This is a genomic window from Gardnerella sp. KA00771, assembly GCF_049244045.1.
Classification (GTDB): Bacteria; Actinomycetota; Actinomycetes; order Actinomycetales; family Bifidobacteriaceae; genus Bifidobacterium; species Bifidobacterium swidsinskii.
Map to the genome: position 1 here is coordinate 442,826 of NZ_CP058368.1, position 21,461 is coordinate 464,286.

Annotated in this window: 17 protein-coding genes and 3 tRNA genes; 14 read left to right on the forward strand and 6 right to left on the reverse strand. The window is 43.3% G+C overall.

Going from position 1 to position 21,461, the window contains the following annotated elements:
• Positions 1-109: 109 nt before the first annotated feature.
• Positions 110-1,657 (forward strand): ATP-dependent helicase, encoded by a 1,548-nt coding sequence (locus tag HXT57_RS01975; RefSeq protein ID WP_004110548.1) that lies wholly within the window; start codon positions 110-112, stop codon positions 1,655-1,657.
• A gap of 154 nt (positions 1,658-1,811) precedes the next feature.
• Here the strand turns inward: HXT57_RS01975 and HXT57_RS01980 are convergent, their stop codons facing one another.
• Positions 1,812-3,551 (reverse strand): zinc-dependent metalloprotease, encoded by a 1,740-nt coding sequence (locus HXT57_RS01980; RefSeq protein WP_102703410.1) that lies wholly within the window; start codon positions 3,549-3,551, stop codon positions 1,812-1,814.
• A gap of 260 nt (positions 3,552-3,811) precedes the next feature.
• Between HXT57_RS01980 and HXT57_RS01985 the strand changes: the two genes are divergently transcribed.
• The gene (locus tag HXT57_RS01985) at positions 3,812-4,699 is read left to right on the forward strand and encodes a YlbL family protein (protein ID WP_004110543.1); all 888 of its coding nucleotides are present in this window, start codon (positions 3,812-3,814) and stop codon (positions 4,697-4,699) included.
• A gap of 44 nt (positions 4,700-4,743) precedes the next feature.
• Here the strand turns inward: HXT57_RS01985 and HXT57_RS01990 are convergent.
• A tRNA-Val gene (locus tag HXT57_RS01990) sits at positions 4,744-4,817 on the reverse strand.
• Between the two features lie 118 nt (positions 4,818-4,935).
• On the opposite strand from HXT57_RS01990, the gene HXT57_RS01995 reads away from it, so the two are divergent.
• From HXT57_RS01995 to HXT57_RS02005, 3 genes are read left to right on the forward strand one after another with little or no spacing between them, the layout of a single operon-like run.
• Positions 4,936-6,447, forward strand: coding sequence for a DivIVA domain-containing protein (locus HXT57_RS01995; RefSeq protein WP_415705334.1), 1,512 nt, complete (start codon positions 4,936-4,938; stop codon positions 6,445-6,447).
• A 30-nt stretch (positions 6,448-6,477) separates the two neighbouring features.
• The gene (gene recO / locus HXT57_RS02000) at positions 6,478-7,224 is read left to right on the forward strand and encodes a DNA repair protein RecO (RefSeq protein WP_004110538.1); all 747 of its coding nucleotides are present in this window, start codon (positions 6,478-6,480) and stop codon (positions 7,222-7,224) included.
• A 2-nt stretch (positions 7,225-7,226) separates the two neighbouring features.
• Complete coding sequence (locus tag HXT57_RS02005) at positions 7,227-8,021, forward strand: isoprenyl transferase (RefSeq protein WP_004110536.1); 795 nt, start codon at positions 7,227-7,229, stop codon at positions 8,019-8,021.
• Positions 8,022-8,038: 17 nt separating this feature from the next.
• On the opposite strand, the gene HXT57_RS02010 is transcribed toward HXT57_RS02005, so the two are convergent.
• Positions 8,039-9,271: a M20 family metallopeptidase gene (locus tag HXT57_RS02010; protein ID WP_033888600.1), complete on the reverse strand. Its 1,233-nt coding sequence runs from the start codon at positions 9,269-9,271 to the stop codon at positions 8,039-8,041.
• A gap of 64 nt (positions 9,272-9,335) precedes the next feature.
• Positions 9,336-9,701: an MTH1187 family thiamine-binding protein gene (locus HXT57_RS02015; protein WP_033888601.1), complete on the reverse strand. Its 366-nt coding sequence runs from the start codon at positions 9,699-9,701 to the stop codon at positions 9,336-9,338.
• 179 nt (positions 9,702-9,880) lie between these two features.
• Between HXT57_RS02015 and HXT57_RS02020 the strand changes: the two genes are divergently transcribed.
• The 8 genes from HXT57_RS02020 (at position 9,881) to HXT57_RS02055 (ending at position 16,844) form a co-directional block, all read left to right on the forward strand.
• On the forward strand, positions 9,881-11,401 hold the full coding sequence (locus HXT57_RS02020) for a glycine--tRNA ligase (RefSeq protein ID WP_102703413.1): 1,521 nt from the start codon (positions 9,881-9,883) through the stop codon (positions 11,399-11,401).
• Positions 11,402-11,470: 69 nt separating this feature from the next.
• A complete protein-coding gene (dusB, locus tag HXT57_RS02025; RefSeq protein WP_064621738.1) occupies positions 11,471-12,625 on the forward strand; it encodes a tRNA dihydrouridine synthase DusB in 1,155 nt (384 codons plus the stop codon).
• Positions 12,626-12,827: 202 nt separating this feature from the next.
• Positions 12,828-14,039 carry a cell division protein FtsZ gene (gene ftsZ, locus HXT57_RS02030; RefSeq protein ID WP_116440542.1) on the forward strand — a complete coding sequence of 404 codons (1,212 nt, stop codon included), beginning with the start codon at positions 12,828-12,830 and terminating at the stop codon, positions 14,037-14,039.
• Positions 14,040-14,063: 24 nt separating this feature from the next.
• Complete coding sequence (locus HXT57_RS02035; protein ID WP_116431859.1) at positions 14,064-14,522, forward strand: cell division protein SepF; 459 nt, start codon at positions 14,064-14,066, stop codon at positions 14,520-14,522.
• 159 nt (positions 14,523-14,681) lie between these two features.
• Positions 14,682-15,500, forward strand: coding sequence for a tRNA (guanosine(46)-N7)-methyltransferase TrmB (trmB, locus tag HXT57_RS02040; protein ID WP_116994861.1), 819 nt, complete (start codon positions 14,682-14,684; stop codon positions 15,498-15,500).
• Positions 15,501-15,607: 107 nt separating this feature from the next.
• Positions 15,608-15,679: transfer RNA gene (locus HXT57_RS02045), tRNA-Glu, on the forward strand.
• 297 nt (positions 15,680-15,976) lie between these two features.
• Positions 15,977-16,657 carry an ECF transporter S component gene (locus tag HXT57_RS02050; protein WP_041160559.1) on the forward strand — a complete coding sequence of 227 codons (681 nt, stop codon included), beginning with the start codon at positions 15,977-15,979 and terminating at the stop codon, positions 16,655-16,657.
• Positions 16,658-16,770: 113 nt separating this feature from the next.
• Positions 16,771-16,844, forward strand: a tRNA-Ile gene (locus HXT57_RS02055).
• Between the two features lie 80 nt (positions 16,845-16,924).
• On the opposite strand, the gene HXT57_RS02060 is transcribed toward HXT57_RS02055, so the two are convergent.
• Both HXT57_RS02060 and HXT57_RS02065 read right to left on the reverse strand, forming a co-directional pair.
• A complete protein-coding gene (locus tag HXT57_RS02060; RefSeq protein ID WP_004110445.1) occupies positions 16,925-17,827 on the reverse strand; it encodes a carbohydrate kinase family protein in 903 nt (300 codons plus the stop codon).
• A 285-nt stretch (positions 17,828-18,112) separates the two neighbouring features.
• Positions 18,113-19,708, reverse strand: a complete 1,596-nt coding sequence (locus HXT57_RS02065) for an aminopeptidase P family protein (RefSeq protein ID WP_076002692.1) — start codon at positions 19,706-19,708, stop codon at positions 18,113-18,115.
• Between the two features lie 278 nt (positions 19,709-19,986).
• On the opposite strand from HXT57_RS02065, the gene HXT57_RS02070 reads away from it, so the two are divergent.
• Positions 19,987-21,444, forward strand: a complete 1,458-nt coding sequence (locus tag HXT57_RS02070; protein ID WP_103013941.1) for a bifunctional folylpolyglutamate synthase/dihydrofolate synthase — start codon at positions 19,987-19,989, stop codon at positions 21,442-21,444.
• Positions 21,445-21,461: the final 17 nt, after the last annotated feature.

The following is a 21,461-nucleotide window of genomic DNA, read 5'->3' on the forward strand; positions in this document are numbered from 1 at the left end:
ACACTCCCACAGTAATACAAAGCACCGAAATTTTGCCAATTTTTTGTAAGTTATACACATATTTTTATTCTTGTTGCGTAAGTGTTGTTATTGCTGCAACAATAGAATTATGAATTCTTCACCAGAACCTTCGCAAGTGACTTCTAAAACTTCTCAAGTGACTTCTCCAGAAGCACTTTTAGACGGGTTGGATAATTCGCAACGCGAAGCTGCTACCGCACTAGAAGGGCCAGTGCGCATTATAGCTTGTGCAGGAGCTGGTAAAACGCGCACTATTACGCGCAGAATTGCGTATGCTTGCGCTACTGGTAAGTGGGATCCTGAAAGAGTTTTGGCAGTTACTTTTTCTGTAAAAGCAGCTGCGGAAATGAGATCGCGTATTGAGGCTCTTGGTGTAAGTAATGTTGGATGCGTCTCAACATTTCATTCTGCGGCTTTGCAACACATTCGCAGCGTGTGGAACGACGTCTGTTCAGCACAATTTCCATCAATTATGAATGATTCTCAGCAAATCATAGCTTCTGCGCTTAAGCGTTATCCGGATTTTGCGGATATGACTTTGTTGCAAACTCGCGATATTTTGGCAGAAATTAATTGGGCGAAAGTTTCGCTTATTGCGCCTGACGATTACTTGCGTGTGTGCGCTTCTACGCACCGTTTGCCTCCTGCAGGTTTAGAGCCGCAGCAATTTGTCGATATATATGAAGCTTACGAAACCGAAAAAAATGCGCATAATTGCATCGATTTTAACGATATTCTTCTACTTTGCTGCCATATTTTACGAAATTTTCCGGAAGCTGCAAACCGTATTAAGCAATCAATCGGATGGATCACAGTTGACGAATATCAGGATGTGTCTCCTTTACAGCACGAATTGTTGCGATTATGGATGGGGCAGAACCGCGATATTTGCGTAGTGGGCGATCCTGCGCAAACAATCTACTCGTTTGCAGGTGCGAATAGTTACTATTTGCTTTCATTTCCGCAAGAATTTGCTCCTCTTGGAGCAGATATTAGTTTGAATACCGACTACCGCTCCACAGAACGCATAGTAGGTCTTGCTAATAGAGTGCTTGCGGCTTCTGCGCATAAAAAGGATTACGTAAAAGTTAAGGCGGCAACAAAAGGCGGCGTTCGTGTTAGCCAGCAAGTTTTTGCAACCGATGTTGAAGAAGCTTTGGGTGTAGTTGAGCAAATTGCAAAACTTGTAAAAAGCGGCGTTGCGCATCTTGGGGAGTGCGCAATACTAACGAGAACCAATGCTCAACAGCAAGTAGTTTGTAAAGCGTTAAAAGCAGCAAAACTTCCGTATCGCGTGAGAAAAGACGTGGGGTGGCAGCGAAATGTTTTAGAGGATGCGCAAAGCTACGGTTCTCAAGGTATTTCTGACATTTTTGCATCTTCTAATATTTCAACTGTTACTGTTTCAACTATTCATGCTGTTAAAGGTTTAGAGTTTGCGCATGTTTACGTAATTGGCTGCTCTGAAGGGCTTATTCCTTTTGGCTCTACGACTGATGACAGTGCTTTGGAAGAAGAGCGCAGACTTATGTACGTTGCAATAACTCGCGCAGAAAAGACTTTGCATCTTTCTTACGCTTCTAGAAAAGACAGTGGAACTGGCATGAATCGCGTGCCTAGCCGCTTTCTGGCTTAATCTCGCGGCATAAATTTTACGCTCGTGTAAAGTTTTGGTCGTTTTTGGTTGAGACCGACCTTTTCTTTACACAGTTGCACAGTTTATGCCGTTTTGAGCGTTGATGTCGATTATTCAGCTGGATTGTTATTGAATCAGGAGTTTTACAAGAGTTTTATTCGCCGTCAGCATCAGTTTCGTCGGAATTGCCGGATTCGTTGCCAGCTTCGTTACCGGATTCGTCGTCAGTTTCGTTACCGGTTTCGCTGTTTTGCTTCTTTTGGCGTGCATCCTCTTCCAAAAGCTTGCTAAGTTCAGCATCCCAATCATTTGTGCCTAAATCGTCTTCTGTTAATTTTTCAAAAGATTTTTCGATAGGCGCATTTTCGATAGCGTTATCAGTATTTTTGTTACTTTCGTAACTGTCTGCACTTTCGTGACTTTCGCTAGTTTTTTCAGTTGCTTCATTAGTTTGATTAGACTGAGTTTCTATTGCATTTTTTGCAGCAGTTTTCGTTGCATCCTCCGCATCGATTTCTTTCGTAACTTCGTCACCTGCGTTACCAGCTTTACCTTCATTACTAGCGTCTTTCGTAACTTCGCTAGCTTCCGGCAAAGTTGGCAACAAATCTGGATGACTCCACAAGCTATCTCGCTCTTCAATACCGCGCTCGCGAGTCAACTTTTCCCACAATTGCGATGCCTCGCGCATACGGCGAGGGCGCAAATGCAAACCAAGTAACGATTCAAACGTCACTTCTGCAGGTCCTCCTGCAGCTCGCTCGCGACGCATCATCTCTCGCAACTGCTCAATGTGCACAATATGAGCCATTCCAGACTGCCATGTAACGCAATCAACCCAACCTTCAACAAGTGCAAGCAAAGTTTCCAAACTGTGCAAAGCTTGACGCTGCTCCTCAGAATCATTGCTGCCAATATTTTGCAAATTAACAGCTCCTGAAATTGCTTCCGGATTCATTGTTTCCACGTCGCGAAGCTGTTCTTCCATAGCCTCTAAATCAATACTTATTCCGTTTGCGTACTTAATAATCAGTGCTTCAAATCGTGGCATAAGCCATGGCACGGATGCAAATAATCTTGCGTGTGCAGCTTCTCGCAAAGCCAAATAATTCATGACTTCTGTAATATCCAACTCCCACACTTTTGCATACTCAATGCAGTTGTATGGAATTAATCCGCCTGCAGGATTTTGCAACAGCGCAAGACCTTGATCAAAACTGCCGTGTACTTCGTGTGAAAGTGCTCCAGCTGCTTGACCCAGTTGCATAGCAAACGAAGTGTTTCCAAGCAGTTTCATGAGTTGCGCTGGATTATTCATTCCTTCAGGCAACGGAATCGGCACAACTCCTGCAAATAATCCTTTTACTTCAGCATCATCCACATCTCGGAATCGCTCTTCAATAACAGAAGTGAGTGCTTCATTTACTGATTTTGCAACAGGATTAGCGAATTTAACCCAAGCTTCAAGCGTTTTTTCTACCCAATCAGCTCTAGACAATACTTCTGGCGTTCCAGGAGCAGGATTGAAATTGCACGTTATATCTAGCCACAAGTTCGCTTGGCTTAAAGCTCTTCGTGTGGCATCTGCTACGTCTGCATTTACATTTCCTTGATCGCCATTAGCGTGCTGTAAAGCAATAGATTGCGCTAACTTGCGATTAATTGGCCCTTCTTCAAGTGTTGCTTCCATTTCGTATGGATTATTAAGACCGCCTGCACTAAAAGCTTGCATCATTCCGCGAACTTCGTCTGGTTTAGGAAGCTTATCAGGATTCTGATTTAAGAGTTGTTCGCGTAGCTCAAACGGAAGCTGATCAAGTTGTTTCCATGCTTCTTCTCCCTGTATTGGCCCAAAGCATTCAATGAGCCATTGGTGAATTGCATCGTCATTCATGAGCGTATCCTTCTCGTGCCACGTGTTGCATAATTTACAGTTTTTATTTTTATACGTTTCGTATCTGCACGTATTTGTACGTATTTTATAAGTATTTATACGTATTTTACACGTCTTTATATGCGAGTTTAGCGCATCTTCTTAATAAAAATATTTTTTAATACAAATATTCTACTCGATAATATGGTTTTATGTGCTATAACTTGCGTGCAAATATATTTTAAAGCAAAACTATATAGGGCTTGTGTCATGATACAAGCATGTTTCGCTTTTCTACAGGTGCTAGTGTATTCCGTGCGTGTTTTAGATCCTTGCGCTCGCTGTCTCATGCTTTAGTTTTGTACATTACTTCGCATTCTTTGCGATATTTTGCAGGATTCTTTACAGTAATTGTTGCGATTTTTGCGTTGTCGCTTCCAAGTGCATACGTCGTAGAAGAGCCTGGTCCAACGCAGGATGTTTTAGGATCCCTATCAAATACTCCTGTGATTGATATGTCTGGTTCTCGAGTAAAAGAAAATCATGATACTGGTAAATTATTGTTGATTACTGTCAATGTTTCTGGTGTTCCTGGATATGAGGTTTCAACATTTTATTCATTGATTTCGTGGATGGATCCTCATAAAAGTTTGTTGCCTCGTGAAGCTATTGTGCCAGTAGGGCAGAGTGCTGACGAGTATGAGAAGGAATCCACAAACGAGATGAATGATTCGCAAAGCCTTGCTCAAAATGTTGCGTTACAGTACGCGTCTAAGCATCTTGGAATTAAAAAAGAAGATGTAAAAGTTCGTTTACATATTGAAGATATTGGTGGACCGTCTGCCGGAATGATGTACACTCTAGGAATTCTTGACAAGCTTACTCCTGAACAAGAAACTGGTGGTAAGACGATAGCCGGAACTGGAACTATTGAAAAATCGCAAAAAATTGGTGCAATTGGTGGTATTCGGTTAAAGATGATTGCAGCTAAAAGAGATGGGGCTACTTGGTTCTTAGCGCCTTACGATAATTGCAATGAAGTTGTTGGGCATGTGCCACAAGGTTTGCGCGTTGTAAGTGTAAAAACATTGGATGATGCTTACAAAGCGTTAAAAGCTATTGGTTCTGGTCGTGGTGCAAATAAATTGCCAAGCTGCAATGTGAAATAAAACAATAAACCAAATAAAGCAGAAACCAAATAAAGAGCAGAAAGTGGGCGATGAGGGACTCGAACCCCCGACATCCACCGTGTAAAGGTGGCGCTCTAGCCAGCTGAGCTAATCGCCCGTTTGCAACAAATTAAAAACATACATGATGGTGTGTACGAATGCAACGTGTGGCGCGCGTCGTAACAATCGCGTACAGTATACTGAATAAGAACATGTGCTCAGGAGGTCGATATTCGATGGCTCAGAAACCTGATACCGCTCGTAATGCTTCAGCAATGGAGCGTGTGGGTAAGCGTAAGTTAGGATATAACGTCGCACAGGTGAATGCTTTTCTAGAGCGTGCTCACACTTTGTACGAAAGCGATGAAGCTCGACTTACGCAGAAAGATATTCAAGAGGTTTCTTTTGACTTGGAGCGTAATGGTTACATTATTGGTCAAGTTGATGCTGCGTTATCGCGTTTGGAACGTGCGGTAGTAGATAAGTGCACTGAGCAAGAATTGGCGCAATGCGGACGAGTTGCATGGAAAGCTCGTGTAGAAGCGCTTTATCGTAAACTTTTGCAACATGCTCAAAGAGATTATCGCGATCGTTTTGATCGTGGTTCTTCGCATCACCCGTCTTATGCGCGTAAACAAGTGGATATTATGGTCGATCAAGCATTAGATAAGATTGCTCTTATGCTTGGTCATGAGCTTGAGTGGGAAACGGACAAAGAAACATTACAAGATATTGATTCTGCTTATGTTTCTAATGTGATTTTTACGCAAAAAAACGGTAAGCACGGTTATGATGAGCGTCAAGTTGATTATTATTTAAACGCTTGTGTGCGTTTGCTTAGCAGCTTGGAATCTTTTGAGCGTGTAGAACAGTATGTTGATGCGGATAATAGTAGTTCCTCATACTCTCGAGCAGCATCTGAATCTTATTCTGCTCCTGCTTCTGTTCCTGCTTCTGTTCCTCCTTCTGTTATTCCTGTAACTAAAGCTGAAGAGCCTGCTAAATCTTCAGAATCTACGGAATCTTATAACCATTCTGAAGAGCCTGTTCCATCATTTGCTCTTTCAATAAAGCCTGCATCTGATTTCAGTGCTGCTTCTGCAGCTTCTTCCGCTTCTGCCACTGCACCTTCTGCTTCTTCAATATTCAAACCTGTTGAGGATGCTGTGGATGATGAAGACACTGCGGATAGATTGTCTAAGATTGCACCTCGCTCAATACCTAGCGTGCCAAATCATGATAAACAAAGCATTTTTGCTCCTGTAGATTATGCTAATCAAGATTCTAATGATTCGTTTGAAGCGTTAAATAAGTCTGAGCGCGCAATATTTACACCTCATGCTGCTGCAAGTAAGCCTTCTAATGTTCTTAACGATACTGATAGCAATGACGAGCTTTTGCAAAGCGCTACAGTAATGCGAAACTCTTCTGAATCTTCTGTGCTACCTCCTTCTTTCACTCCTGCAGCTCGTAATCGCAATAATTCATCTGCGCCTAAGCCTGTTGCGGCTCCTGCTCCTGATGAATCAATTCCATCATTTGCTCCTCAAGATTCTGCACAGCATTCCTCGCAGCATTCTTCGCTTAATATTCCGGAGTTGCATGTTTCTAATTTGCAGCCGAGTAAGCCATTGAGTTTAGATATTCCAGATTTGTCATTCCCAATTATTGGTCATATTGATGAATCTACTAATTTCGGTAGCTCTTCTCAAGGCGACGATGATTCGGAAAATAACGATCGTAATTAATCTAACTATTAAAAAGATATAGTTTGATTTATGCCATTGTATCGCGATGAAGCTGTTGTGCTTCGTACTTTTCCTTTAGGTGAAGCGGATAGGATTGTTGTGCTTCTTACTAAGCGGCATGGCAAAGTTCGTGCTGTTGCAAAGGGAGTTCGTAGGCTTAAATCACGTTTTGGTGGTCGTCTTGAGCCGCTTATGCGTGTTGATTTGCTTCTTGCACAAGGTAAATCTTTGGATGTAGTCTCGCAGGCTGTTTCTATTGCTGCTTATGCTGGTGAAATTTGTGCAGATTATACGTCCTATGAGTATGCAAACGTCATGCTTGAAGTTGTGGATTTGCTTGTTTCTAACGAATATACAGATGAATACAGGCGTGAATATCAAGATACGCTAGGGCAGTATCGTCTACTTACTGCGGCTTTACTTTCATTGTCCAAGCATAAGCATTCTCCTGATGCTATTGGCGTGTCGTATATATTGCGAGCATTGTCATTAGCTGGGTGGTCTCCGCGACTACAAGCTTGTGTTGTATGTGGGAAAAATGAAGATTTATGCTATTTTTCGCCTTGCGCAGGTGGAATGATGTGTGCAAGTGATCACACTCCGGATTCAATAGTTTGTGCTAATTCGACGCGTTTGCAATTGTGTGCTCTTGCGCAAGGAAACTGGTCTGTTCTTGACGGAGTGTCGGTTGATTCTTCTACTATGCGATGCGTTCAGCAATGGGCTGAATATTATCTTGAGCGACCTATTCGTTCGATGGGGTTGTTACATTCGTAAGTATGGCTTTTGAAAACGTGGATTATAAGTCGCTCGATATTCCAGCGGCTCCTTTTAGTGACCCTTCTCACATACCAGATTTTCCTAAGGGCAAAGTGCCTCGTCATGTCGGTGTGATTATGGACGGAAACGGACGCTGGGCAAAAGAGCGCGGAATGATTCGAACCGAAGGTCACAAAGCTGCAGAACCGGTAGTTTTTGACGTTATTGCAGGAGCTATAGAAGCAGGAGTTCGTTACTTAAGCTTGTACACTTTTTCTACCGAAAATTGGAAGCGATCTCCACAAGAAGTGCGCTTTTTAATGGGATTTTCTAGGGATATTATTCACCGCAGAGTTGCGCAAATGAACGAGTGGGGAGTGCGCGTTCGTTGGGCAGGAAGGCGCCCTAGATTGTGGAAGTCTGTTATTGACGAGTTGGAAAAAGCGCAAGAAATCACCAAAAATAATAAAACTATTGACGTTGTTTTTTGCATAAATTACGGCGGTCGTGCAGAAATTGCGGATGCTTGCGCGCAAATCGCGAAAGAAATTCAAAATGGCAAAATTAAAGGCGATCGTGTAAGTGAAAAAATGATTGCTGAGCACTTGTATAATCCGGATATTCCAGATTGCGATTTGGTGATTCGCACTTCCGGCGAGCAGCGCACTAGCAACTTTTTGCCTTGGCAAGCATCCTACGCGGAACTTGATTTTGTGCCGGAACTATTCCCGGATTACGGCCGCGAAGTGCTGTGGAGGTCGATTGACCGCTATGCGCATCGCGACCGCAGGTTTGGTGGCGTAAAAAACGCCTAGTATCTCACTAAGATTTGTTACTTTTCGCTAGTGAGCCAAGCGCAAGCTGCCACAACTGCAGCTTCTAATCCGCGATTAAGAGTGGGCTGCAAATCTGGGGCGAATGCCGGATTGTGATTTCCAGGAGCATTCTGCATATCCGCAAAACCACCTAAGCCCCAGTAAGCGTAAGGAGTTTTAAAAGCGTTCGCGACTATAGAAAAATCTTCCGAAGCAGAAGCGCGCGAAATATCTACAGAATCTTCTCCAAAGTATTCATCAAAAGCTTTACGCACGCGCAAAGATGCATTCTGATCATTATTTGTAAGCGGATAGCAATCATAATACGTAAACTCTGGTTCTTTAGGACATCTTGCAAGCTCGCACTCTCCACGCACAATTCGTTCAATAGCATTGTGCACAAATTTTTGAGTATCTTCGCTATAAGTTCTTGTGTTAATTAAAAGCTCGGCATCATCAGGAATAATATTCGACTTACTTCCTGCATTAAGCGCGCCAACTGTAACAATTGCGTAATCTTTAGCTGCAAGTTCGCGAGAAACAATCGTCTGCAATTTAAGCACAATTGACGAAGCAACAACCACCGGGTCAACGCTCAACTCAGGCATAGAACCATGCGAACCTTTACCAAAAATGTGCACGCGAATCGAAGCTGCAGTAGTTAAGAACGCGCCCGAACGAATACCGACTGTTCCTGCAGGAATAGTGCCCAACACATGCTGACCAAGGTAAACGTCAGGCTTTGCAATCATGCTCATAATGCCATTTTTCACCAAGTCTTTTGCGCCTTGAGCTGTTTCTTCTCCAGGCTGAAAAACGCCAATATACGTTCCTTTCCAAGCATCTTTATGCTCATTAAAAGCCTTCAAGGCACCAAGTAGGCTGGAAATATGAAAATCGTGACCGCAAGCGTGTGAAACTCCAACCGTTTTGCCATTTTCGTCTTGCGCACTAACTGTTGAAGTGTAATCTTTTCCTGAATTTTCTTTAATTGGAAGCGCATCGATATCCGCTCTCATAGCAACAACAGGACCTTCGCCGTTTTTAATCTCTGCCACAACGCCTATTTTTCCAACTCGCTTTGTTTCAATCCCAGCTTCGCTAAGAATATCAATAATTGTTTGAGCTGTATGATCTTCTTTCATTGACAGTTCAGGATGTTGATGAAAGTATTTGTATTGTTTTTCTCGTTCTCTTTGGGTTTCATCTAAATCGGATAATATTTTCTGAACTGCCGTAAGTTGCAGCATAAATTCCTGCTTTCTTTTGTTTTATTATAACTTTTTTGAGTTTTGAGATTATTTGATTTTAGTTTTATTCTTCTTTATTTCGTTTGTCGAGAATCTTATCTACAAGCGCACTTTTTGCGTCAATTTGATTGCTAAAACCAGGGCGAATATCTAATTTTAGTATTACTCCAGTACGGTATCCTTTACTAACTAAAGTCATCGTAGCATCTTTCACAACGCGCATAACGTCATCAAATTCGCCCTCAATATTCGTGAACATTGCGTTAGTTTCGTTCTTTAATCCAGAATCGCGAATTACTTGTACAGCATCCGCCACGTACTCGCTCAACTCGTCTCCGACTCCGCTTGGAGCAATGCACAACGCCGCGACCGTGTTAGTTCTGTGCTCGTTCGCGTGGTCGTTTGTATTCTCGTTATTATTTTCACTCATAGTAACAATCCCTTTAAAATCGTAATCTTATGCAAATCTAGCAAAACAAGACAACGCCAAATAATGCGTCAACAAACTTATAAATTTGCATTACTTTAACAATTTTACAAGCGTCACAGGGTTTTTCTATAATAGCAACGTTTTCACCCGAATTTTCTAGTTTTACGAAAAGGTGTATTGTGGCTGTTTCAAAGCTTGATGAAGTCGTCTCCTTGGCTAAGCGTCGAGGATTTGTGTTCCCAGCCGGCGAAATTTACGGTGGCACGCGTTCTGCGTGGGATTACGGCCCGCTCGGTGTTGCGTTAAAAGATAATATCAAGCGCGAATGGTGGCGCTACATGGTGACCACGCGTGGAGATGTTGTTGGAGTGGATACTTCCGTTATTCTGCCTTCACAGGTGTGGGTTGCTTCCGGTCACGTTTCCGTGTTTAACGATCCTTTGATTGAGTGCTTGAATTGCCATAAGCGTCATCGTGCAGATAAGTTGGAAGAGTCTTATGCTGAAAAGCATGGCGACAAGATGCCAGAAAATGGATTAAAAGACATTGCTTGCCCAGATTGTGGTACTCGCGGAAACTGGACTGAGCCACGTGACTTCAACATGATGCTTCGCACTCATTTAGGACCGGTTGAAGACGAAAATAGCTTGCATTATTTGCGTCCAGAAACAGCTCAGGGCATTTTCGTTGATTTTAAGAACGTCATGACTTCTGCTCGTCAAAAGCCGCCTTTTGGCATTGCGAATATTGGTAAGTCTTTCCGCAACGAAATTACGCCTGGAAACTTCATCTTCCGCACTCGCGAGTTTGAGCAGATGGAAATGGAATTTTTCGTAGAGCCTGGAACCGACGAAGCTTGGCACCAGTATTGGATTGACACTCGTGTGCGTTGGTATGTGGATTTGGGTGTTAAGCCAGAAAACTTGCGCATGTATGAGCATCCTAAGGAGAAGCTCAGCCACTATTCCAAGCGCACTGTCGATATTGAATACAAATTTGGCTTCCAAGGTTCGGATTGGGGAGAGCTTGAGGGTATTGCAAACCGTACTGACTACGATTTGTCTGCTCATGCTAAGCATTCCGGCGAGGATTTGAGCTACTTCAACCAGGCTACTGGCGAAAAGTATGTGCCTTACGTTATTGAGCCTGCTGCTGGTCTTACGCGCTCGCTTATGGCATTTTTGGTTGATGCTTATGACGTGGACGAAGCTCCAAACACTAAGGGCGGAGTTGACAAGCGCACTGTTCTTCGACTTGATCCTCGTTTGGCTCCTGTTAAAGCTGCAGTTTTGCCTTTGAGTAAGAAGCCAGAATTACAAGCTGTTGCTCAAGATTTGGCTGCAGATTTGCGTCAGCATGATTGGGTTATCGATTACGACGAAGCTGGTGCTATTGGTCGCCGCTACCGTCGTGAGGACGAAATTGGTACTCCTTTGTGCGTAACAGTTGACTTCGATACTTTAGAAGATCATGCTGTTACAATTCGCGAGCGCGACACTATGCAACAAGAGCGTGTTTCCTTGGACAAGGTTGCAGATTACGTCGCTAGCCGAATTAACGAAAAACGTGTTAAGTATCCGCAAGGCCCTGTTGAAATCGTTGGTACTCGTGCAGCCGACGGTACTACGGATATTGCTAAAGAAGCTGGCGAAGACGAGTCTAAGCCTGTACAAATCGCTACTGCTGGCGGATTATACTAATACGCGTTTGAGTAGTGCTTAAGCATTAATAAGCAAAATTATTATTATAGTGAACGGAGTTAAAGCAATATGAATTTTTCTATAAAACCAGTGGATTTAGGGAAAGTTCATATTGCAACTCCTGTTGTTTTATCTCCAATGGCGGGGATCACTAACTGGCCATTTCGCGTAATCTGCCGCGAATTTGGTCCGGACGGGCTTTACGTAGCAGAAATGATTACAGCTCGAGCTTTAGTTGCACGAAATCCAAAAGCATTGCGTTTATGCCGTTTTGCGCCTAGCGAAAAAGTGCGCTCGCTGCAACTTTATGGTGTAAATCCTTCTATTGTAGAGCAAGCAGCTCGAATTGTTGTCGACGAAAACATGGCTGATCACGTTGACTTAAACTTCGGCTGCCCAGTTCCAAAAGTGACGCGACGCGGCGGTGGTTCTGCTCTTCCTTGGAAAACTGATTTGTTGCAAGAAATTTTGCATCGCGTTGTTTCTGTTTGCGAACCAGCAGGAATCCCTGTTACGGCTAAATTCCGCGTTGGAATTGACGAGAATCATGAAACTTTTATTCAAGCTGGTCATATTGCGCAAGAAGAAGGATGCGCTGCTGTAACTTTGCATGCTCGTACAACTGCAGAATATTATGGTGGTCATTCAGACTGGACGCGTATTGGCGAGCTTGTAGAAGCACTCGATATTCCAGTTTTTGGCAATGGTGATATTTGGGGTGCGGAAGATGCGCTCGCAATGTTTAAGGAAACTGGCTGCGCTGGCGTTGCTATCGGTCGAGGATGTCAAGGTCGCCCATGGTTGTTTGCTGATATTCGCAATGCTTGCGAAGGTAGCGATAATCGTGTGAATCCTACTTTGACAGAAGTTGGTTCCGTTATTTTGCGTCACTTGAAGCTTTTAGTTGAGTTTTATGATGGTGACGAGCGTATGGCTGTTCACGACTTGCGTAAGCATGTCGCTTGGTATTTAAAGGGCTTTCCTGTTGGTGGTGGCACTCGTAAAGCGTTTATGGAGTGCGAGTCGATTGAGGATGTTCAACGTAATCTCGATATGCTTGACGGTTCTCTTCGTTTGCCAGAAAAAGTGTTAGACACGCCGCGTGGGCGAGTTAGATTTGCTAAAAAAGTTCATTTGCCGTATGGGTGGTTAGATTCTCGTACAACTAGTCACGAAGAGCGAGAGGCGTTATTTGGTGATGATCCAATGGATGCAAGTTACTAGTGTTTTCTAGGGCTTTCGTCATTTTTTTGCACTGATTATTTCGATAATGTTCTATTAAAATCACCTTGTGCTCATATTTGCATATAGCACGGTGTATTATCAAAACAGTGACATTTTTTCAGTTTATTGTGAAAACGTCGTCAGTATCGAGCGTTTTGCGCTAAAATATTGTGTAAACGTGCGTGAGTGACAGGAGATAACGGTGAGCGAGATTGCCCAGACTGACAATTTCAACGACAAAACCATCATCAAGGTAGTCGGCGTCGGTGGTGCCGGCGGTAACGCCGTCAATCGGATGATCAGCGAGGGTCTACAGAATGTAGAGTTTGTGGCCATTAATACTGACGCTAAAGATTTACTGCGTTCTGATGCTGATGTAAAGATTTCATTATCTGATGCTTCGAGCCGAGGCTTGGGCGCTGGTGCTGACCCTGAAAAGGGTGCTAAGGCTGCGCAGGATCATCAATCAGACATTGAAGAGGCACTTAAGGGTGCTGACATGGTGTTTGTTACCTGCGGTGAAGGCGGTGGTACGGGTACTGGTGCAAGCCCGATTGTAGCTCGTGCAGCTCATCAGCAAGGTGCTTTGACTATTGCTGTTGTTACACGTCCATTCGGTTTTGAAGGACCGCAACGTGCTGCATCTGCAAAACTTGGTATCGAAAATCTTCGCAAAGAAGTTGACGCGTTGATTGTTATTCCAAATGATCGTCTTTTGGAGATTTCTGATCGTACTATTGGAATTATTGAAGCATTTAAGACTGCAGATACTGCATTGCTCGCAGGTGTGCAAGGCATTACTGATTTAATTACCATGAATTCTTACATTCATGTTGATTTCTCTGATGTTACAGCTGTTCTTCGCGGAGCAGGTACCGCATTGTTCGGTATTGGTGCTGCAAAGGGCGAGGATCGTGCAACTCAGGCAGCTGAAATCGCTATTAGCTCCCCATTGCTGGAAGAAAGCATTGAGGGTGCTCACGGTGCTTTGATTAATATCGCAGGTCCAAGTGATTTGAAGCTTCAGGAAGCTTCTGCTGCAACTGAACTTGTTCGTAAAGCTATTCATCCAGAAGCTCAAATTATTTGGGGTCTTTCTTTGGATGATTCTTACGGCGATGAGGTTCGAGTTACGGTTATTGCTGCTGGATTTGATGCCCATCCTAAGGCGGAGGAGTCCTCAGCTAAAGCTGGTCAGTTTGTTGATATGCAAGCAGATGTTAAGCCTGTAGCTCCTGCACAGTCTACGTCATCTTTCAAAGAGGAAGCTCAAGCTGCTCCACAAGTAGAACAACCTGCTTCTATGCCTTCTATGTTTGAGCCTGCAATGAATCAGCAATATTCTCCTTCTGCAGCTCCTGTACAGCAGACTGCTGAACCTGACGAATTAGATATTCCTGATTTTCTGCGTTAAGCGTAACGAGAGGAGGGTTGCTTCATGGCTGGCTTTATGAAGAACGTGATGTCATACGTTGGTATGGCAGATGTGCCTGAGGATGATGATTATGCTGAATCTGATGTTCAAGAAACGTCATTCGATAATGATCGCTCGGTAACTCCTGCTGTGTCGCAACATGGTAATGATTTGCGTGGCAGTTCTGCCCGTGCGAATGCTAGTCGTATGAGTCGTATTACTACAATTCATCCTAAGTCTTACGATGATGCGCAAATGGTAGGTCGTGCTTTGCGTGACGGTGTTCCAGTGGTTTTAAACCTTACTGGTGTAACTGAATCAGTTGCGTATCGTATTGTTGATTTTTCTGCTGGAGTTGTGTTTGGTGTTCGTGGCTCTATTGAGCGTGTGACTCCTAGGGTATTTTTGCTAAGCCCAGCACAAGTGAATATCAAAGTAGAGGATGCTCCGAACGACAATACTGCGCGTGACTTGTTCTCCTAAAAATTGTATTTGCTAAAGAATTAATTAAGCAGCGTTTGTTTAACAACTTTCGCTGCTTTTTTATACTTTTTGGTAGCATAAAAGCGATGCGTACGAGCATGACTAAAATCATGCGAATTTAAACTAAAGGCATGTAACCCAAATAACGAAAGTAATCTCATGAGCACTGAAAATGAAAACGAAAACACTATGCAAGCCAAGCAACGCACTGTATTGTCGTTTGTGCGTCGTTCTGGGCGCTTAGATGCGCGTTTACAGCACGCTCAGGAGCGTTATGCAAGTCAGTACCTGCTAGACGTTACTGAAGCACCTGGCTCATTTAGATTGCGCGGAAATTTGAACATTACGCATGATTGGATTAGCGATAAGTGGGGGAATGATAATCCGCTTATTGTTGAAATTGGTTCCGGGCAAGGCGAAAACATTGTTGCCGCAGCTGAACGTTTGCCGGAAACTAACTTTTTAGCGCTTGAAGTTTATGATCCAGGCGTTGCTCACACAATGCTTCTTGCTGGAAAGCAAGGTTTGACTAATCTTCGTATTGCGCAAATTAACGCTCCTGATTTCTTCGCTGCGTGCGACTGTGGAGTTTTAGAAGAAGTTTGGACTTTCTTCCCGGATCCATGGCCTAAAATGCGTCACCATAAGCGTCGTATTGTGCAACCAGAGCTTGCCTCTACAATCCATCAGGCGTTGCGTAAAGAGGGCGTTTGGCGCATTGCTACAGATATTGAGGACTATGCTTTGCATGTGCATGAGATTATGGATTCTCGCGAAGATTTTGCAAATATTGGCGAATTAAGCGTAAGTCTTCCAGTTGAGCACGTAGGAAAAGGTACAGCTGGCACCGCTGCAACTCTTCCACACGCAGATTTTAGCGAATCTGAGCGTTTTGCTGGTCGAGTTCTTACGAATTTTGAACGCAAAGGCTTGGAGGCTGGTCGCACGATTCACGACTTCACCTACATAGCACAATAATGCTCTGCCGCCGCTGTTCTCGTAGCTTTGCAGTTGTACTTAGCCTCAACACGCCGTGAGTTGCGTACTGCTTTTTTGAGTGTTAATATCATATGGTTTGGTTCGAAGCCCCCTTCGTCTAACGGTTAGGACACCAGACTTTCAATCTGACAACAAGAGTTCGACTCTCTTAGGGGGTACAAATTACAACGCCGCTGGGTTTTCAGCGGCGTTTTTCGTTTTTTGTATTTCTGATATTCGTATTTCTATTTTTGCTGCTTACCCTATTTTTCGTATTTTGCGCAGCAATTAGTTTTTCATATATTTTTTCTATAAATCGATATAAGATCTGACAATGTATTAAATATCACAAAAGGTATGTTGTGCTTTTTAGAGGTGATACACTTTCTCATTGGTACTTCTGCCCGGGCTGCGTAGGTCAGGAAGTATTCAATTCAGTAATTTACAATGCGCAGCAGCTTAAAAAAGGATTTCCTATGAGCGATATTTTCAATACAAATAATAATGGGTTAGAATCATCTAATTGTGTAACGGATCAAGTGGATAGTAATGCTGCTTCTAGTATTAATAGGGTTGTGAGCATGCGTTGGCGTGTTGCAGATATCGCATTAGGTGCTGCTCTTGCTGCTGTTTTTGGCGTTATCTTGTATGGCTATGGCTTGGTGTTTATTCCTTTGATTCGTACTTTGAATGCAGCTGTTCTTCCTGGTTTTGCAAGCATCACGCATGGTGTTTGGTATTTGTCTGGAACTCTTGCAGTTTTGCTTATTCGTAAGCCAGGTTCTGCAGTGTATGTAAATGTTGTTGCAGCATTTGTACAGGTGCTACTTGGAACTCCGTTTAATATGCGAGATACGCTTATTTCCGCACTTTTACAGGGTGTGTTTGCGGAGATTCCGTTCTTAATTTTCCGTTTGCGAAAGTTTAATTTGACTTTGAGTGCTCTTTCTGGTTTGCTTGTGGCTTTTGAGTATGGTGTGTTCTTAAGCTTCACTAAGTATCAGGCCAAAGCTTCTACTTATATTACGATTCATATGATTACAGAGCTTATTAGTGGATTGTTGCTTTCTGGAGTGCTTGTGTGGTTTGTGTATTTGGCTTTGCGTAAAACTGGTGCTCTTGATAACTTCGCATCTGGACGCTCTGACCGAGCTTGAAATCATCGGGATTTCAAGCTCAGTAATCCTAAGCAAGGTCAAAAATTCGACTCACTGAGTTGGCGACGTTTATGGGTATGTGCTAATCTAGTCGTTGCTAACTTTGTTAGCGTGGGGCTTTAGCTCAGTCGGTTAGAGCAGCGGACTCATAATCCGTCGGTCCAGGGTTCAAGCCCCTGAGGCCCCACAAGATATTAATAATGCCACTTCATTATGATTTATGAAGTGGCATTTTTGCATCTTATAATTTAAATTTTATTTTTTGTTTTATTTGTTATTTTCTGCCATTGACAAGTAATCTGGTATTTGTTTTGGATACTTAGGCCATGCTCCTTCTTGAGTGCACACAAATGCTGCAGTATTAACAGCTGCGCGATGCGCCTCTTGCAAGCTTTCTCCCTTAAGAATATGCGCTGCAAATGTTCCTGAGAACGAGTCTCCAGCACCAACTGTGTCAAGAACTTCAACGTGTGGAGTTGGGATAGTTGAGCTTTCTCCAGTGCTAGTAGTAATCGTGCTAAAAGTAGAGCCGCCTGTAAGAATCACATAATCTAGTCCGTAACGAGCTTGGAACCACTTGCAAGCTTCCTCGTCTGAAGTGTCGCGAATATTGAACATATCGCGTAATAAGAATAGTTCCGAATCGTTAAGCTTAAATACTGTTGCTTCTTGAAGTAATGTGTCAATAAGATCCTTAGAGTAGTGATCGCTTCTAATGTTAATATCGAAGAACTTCATTGCTCCAGGCTTAGTATGCTTTAACAATTGCAAAATTGTGTCGTGAGTTTCTTGAGAACGTAAGCTTAGAGTGCCAAAGCATACTGCATCTGCTCGTTCTACTAAATCAATGAGTTCTCGAGTGTAAAGAATATGATCCCATGCTATATTTCGCAGAATAGTGTACTCTGGTATTCCATTTTTTAGTGTTACTTCTACAGTGCTTGTTGGCCAAGCGTTGCGTTGAATAATTGAAGCGATGCCAGCTTTGTTCACTTTGTCAATCAGCTCATCGCCGAGTTGGTCTTGACCAACAGCGCTAATCATGCAACTTTGCGCTCCGTGACACTGTGCATGATATGCAAAATTTGCTGGTGCTCCGCCAACACGTTTTCCGTGTGGAAGCAAATCCCATAAAAGTTCGCCGAGTGAAAGAACAATTGGCTTAGTCATAATATTCCTTTCGCACGCGTCAGTGCAGCAAGTTTGTAGAGCTATACTTTTTACTAAATATCTTCTCGCTTCTTCAAAAGCATTTTGATGCAAATTTTGCTTGTAAAAATGCTATACAAACAATTATGGTGCGCCCTTTCGATAAGTAATATGCGCAATGCGTGTTACGTTTCTATAGAGCGCACCATAAGTGCTATATTGTGTACGTTTAACTTAGCTTATGCTGGCGTACTATATTATTATTATTCTTTTTTATTATATTTTTCTATTATTTTGATTTATTGCTTAATGCTGAAAAATATCACTTTTGTGAGCTTGTTCAGCCATCCATGCTTCTACATCATCGATTTGCTTTGGAATGTCAATAGAAAGCCACTCTGGACCGTTTTCAGTCATTAGTACATCATCTTCAATACGAATTCCAATTCCGCGCATTTCTTCCGGTAGCATCAAATCGTTAGCTGCAAAGTATAATCCTGGCTCAATAGTGAATATCATTCCTGGAGTAATTTTTGCGCCCTGATAAGACTCGTAGCGTGCTTGTGCGCAATCGTGCACATCCAAACCAAGATGATGAGCAACGCCGCAAGCGTGCCAACGACGATGTTGTTGACCTTCTGGCGAAAGTGATTCTTCAACGCTTACTTTCAAAATTCCCCATTCGTGCAAGTGTTCAGCTAGAACGCGCATGCAAGCATGGTGAATATCGGAGTAGGTTGCACCTGGCTTAGCAGCCTCAAAACCGGCTTGCTGAGCGTCAAGAACGCACTGGTAAAGCTTCTTTTGCAAGTCAGTGAATTTGCCGTTCGTTGGGAAAGTTCGTGTAATGTCAGCAGTGTAGAGGCTGTTAACTTCAACGCCGGCATCAATAAGTAGCAATTCTCCGCTGGAAACAACGCCAGTATTGCGCATCCAGTGCAAAATTGGCGCGTGCTTGCCGGAAGCAACAATCGTGTCGTAGCCAACTTCGTTGCCTTCTTCGCGAGCAACAGAATTAAAAGCACCCTCAATCATGCGCTCGGAATGCTCATGACCCAAAGCATTAGGCAAACGCGTAAGCATGCGGTCAAAACCAAGTTTTGTGGCGGCAATAGCTTTGCGCATTTCGCGAATTTCGTAGTCGTCCTTAAGCATTCGTGCTTCTGCAGCGAATTCGTGCAATTTGTCGTCTGCGCAAGTGTTTGCATCTTCATCAGTAAATCCACTTGCTTCTCGCATTGTTTCAACTTTTGCAGTAAGCTCAGGATCGGTTTCTCGAACAATTCGCACGCGAATGCCTTCACCATTAGCATCGTCGCTTACGTTCTTTGCAATAGCGTCATCAAGTTCTGCAATATCGCGCGTTTCAATGCCAGTCATTGCTTTAAGTTCTTTTAAGCCTGCGCGAGGACCAACCCAATATTCTCCGTAGTGAGGATCCTTGTAAAATGCTGAAGTGCTGTTATCTGCGCGTGGAGCTACAAAAAGCTCAGGTACATGCGTTTTTCCAGCCTTAGCTTCTTCGCTGTCTTCGCTGACTGGCTCCATAACAAGCACAGCACCAGCCTCATAGTCTTGACCTAAGCCAGTGTAGTAAGCAAATGTAGTGTCTGGACGGAAAGCATAATCGCAGTCGTTATTACGCACCTTTGGTTGTCCTGCAGGAATAACTAAACGTTCACCTGGGAAACGCTTTGAAAGAGCCTCTAAACGAGCTGGAATGTACTTGCTAGATTCAAGAGCTTTAACTTCTGGCTCCTGGTTATCCCAGTTATTCGTCATAAAATCTTTAAAAGAATCACTGTTTGGACGAAGTGAACGGTTATTTACGCGATCTTCTGCCTTTTGCGTGCCGTCAGCTTTTAGCTCTTCGCCGTGCTCAGTTGGCGTATATTCTGCCATTATGAGACTCCTTAATTTTTGCTTGTTAATTTTTGCTTGCGCAAATTATACAAATAGTAAATAAACAGTCAATAAACTAACATAGTCTTATTTAGTGTTTTATGCGAGTTTTTTAGTGCAAAATAGCAAGATTTTATACGCAATTTACAAAGTGCGTATAAAACGCTTTTGCTATGTGAATATTGTCACAACATATTTATATGCGTGTGTTGTTGGTATCAACTAATCTAGATTGTTGGAAAATGAGTAAGCGAGCGTAAAAATTAGGGGGAGTAGTTATGTCTATTGAAAATCCAAATCGCAATAATGAGCGAATTGTTGATATCGAACGCAATATTATGAGTCGAGCTCCAGAACACAATAAAACTAATCTCGACTTGGATCGCATGCGTCTTATTCTCGATATTTTAGGTCATCCAGAGCAGTCTATGCGTGTTATTCACATAACTGGTACGAACGGCAAAGGTTCTACTGCTCGAATGGCTGAGTCAATTTGTCGAGCATACGGTTTGCGAACCGGATTATATACTTCTCCACATTTGGAGCGCGTAAACGAGCGCATTATGATTGACGGACAGGAAATTAGTGACAATCAGTTCGTTGATGTGTGGGATCAAATGAAAGACATTATCGACATGGTTGACGCTCGCATGGAAGCTGACGGTAAGCCAAAAATGAGCTTTTTTGAAGTGCTTACAGCCATGGCAATTTGGGCTTTTGCGGACGCTCCTGTTGATGTTGCTGTTATGGAAGTTGGCATGGGTGGCGAATGGGATGCCACTAATGTTATGAATGCTGATGCTGCAATTATTGGGCCGGTTGATATGGATCACATGCAATGGCTTGGAAACACTGTTGAAGAGATTGCTCGCACGAAGGCTGGTATTATTAAGCCAAATTGCACTGTTATTTTGGGTCCTCAGCCGCATGAAGCTAAGGTTTTGCCAATTATTAAGGAAGTTGCAGAGCGCAACCATGCTACATTATTGCGCGATTCTTCTTATGGCGATGGCGAACTTGAAGTTGTGTCTCGTACTCCTGCAGTTGGTGGACAGGTTGTTACTTTGCGTACACCTCTTGGCACTTATGAGGATGTTCCGGTTGACAAGTTTGGCAAGCATCAGGCTCATAATGCTTTGGCAGCTCTTGCCGCTGCAGAGGTTGTGCTGCCTGTAAGTGGTGCTTTGGATGGCGATTTAGTTGCAGAGGCTTTAAGTCAGGTTAAGGTTCCTGGGCGTATTGAGCAGGTTCGTACTTCGCCGACAATCATTATTGATGGTGGACATAACGTGAATGCTGCCGAGTCTCTTCGTGAAACTATTGAAGAAAACTATCATTTTGAGCAGCTTATTGGCGTTGTGGCAATGATGGCAGATAAGCAAGTTGAAGAATACTTGGGTGTTCTTGAACCTATTTTGACGAAGATTATTGTTACGCGTAATTCTTGGCGGGACCGTGTAATGGATCCGGAAGATCTTGAAAAGGTTGCTGTAGGCGTGTTTGGCAGGGATCGTGTGATTCGCGTTGACGAGCTTCCGGATGCTATTCAAACGGCTGTGAATCTTGTTGATGAAGACGATGAGCTTGGCGTGGGCTACGGTCACGGCGTGCTTATTTGCGGAAGCTTTGTTACGGCAGGAGATGCTCGCACAATGCTTGTTGAGCATGTGAATCCGGATTTAAAAAAGCCTAAAGATCAGCGCGTTGCAATTCACCCGAATATTGACGAGTCCTGAAAATTAAGCTATTTCTG

What these genes read in the sequence shown, in the direction of transcription:
- HXT57_RS01975 (WP_004110548.1), top strand. Translation starts at nt 110, where the DNA reads ATGAATTCTTCACCAGAACCTTCGCAAGTGACTTCTAAAACTTCTCAA.
- HXT57_RS01980 (WP_102703410.1), bottom strand. Translation starts at nt 3,551, where the DNA reads ATGAATGACGATGCAATTCACCAATGGCTCATTGAATGCTTTGGGCCA.
- HXT57_RS01985 (WP_004110543.1), top strand. Translation starts at nt 3,812, where the DNA reads ATGTTTCGCTTTTCTACAGGTGCTAGTGTATTCCGTGCGTGTTTTAGA.
- HXT57_RS01995 (WP_415705334.1), top strand. Translation starts at nt 4,936, where the DNA reads ATGGCTCAGAAACCTGATACCGCTCGTAATGCTTCAGCAATGGAGCGT.
- recO (WP_004110538.1), top strand. Translation starts at nt 6,478, where the DNA reads ATGCCATTGTATCGCGATGAAGCTGTTGTGCTTCGTACTTTTCCTTTA.
- HXT57_RS02005 (WP_004110536.1), top strand. Translation starts at nt 7,227, where the DNA reads ATGGCTTTTGAAAACGTGGATTATAAGTCGCTCGATATTCCAGCGGCT.
- HXT57_RS02010 (WP_033888600.1), bottom strand. Translation starts at nt 9,271, where the DNA reads ATGCTGCAACTTACGGCAGTTCAGAAAATATTATCCGATTTAGATGAA.
- HXT57_RS02015 (WP_033888601.1), bottom strand. Translation starts at nt 9,701, where the DNA reads ATGAGTGAAAATAATAACGAGAATACAAACGACCACGCGAACGAGCAC.
- dusB (WP_064621738.1), top strand. Translation starts at nt 11,471, where the DNA reads ATGAATTTTTCTATAAAACCAGTGGATTTAGGGAAAGTTCATATTGCA.
- HXT57_RS02035 (WP_116431859.1), top strand. Translation starts at nt 14,064, where the DNA reads ATGGCTGGCTTTATGAAGAACGTGATGTCATACGTTGGTATGGCAGAT.
- trmB (WP_116994861.1), top strand. Translation starts at nt 14,682, where the DNA reads ATGAGCACTGAAAATGAAAACGAAAACACTATGCAAGCCAAGCAACGC.
- HXT57_RS02050 (WP_041160559.1), top strand. Translation starts at nt 15,977, where the DNA reads ATGAGCGATATTTTCAATACAAATAATAATGGGTTAGAATCATCTAAT.
- HXT57_RS02060 (WP_004110445.1), bottom strand. Translation starts at nt 17,827, where the DNA reads ATGACTAAGCCAATTGTTCTTTCACTCGGCGAACTTTTATGGGATTTG.
- HXT57_RS02065 (WP_076002692.1), bottom strand. Translation starts at nt 19,708, where the DNA reads ATGGCAGAATATACGCCAACTGAGCACGGCGAAGAGCTAAAAGCTGAC.
- HXT57_RS02070 (WP_103013941.1), top strand. Translation starts at nt 19,987, where the DNA reads ATGTCTATTGAAAATCCAAATCGCAATAATGAGCGAATTGTTGATATC.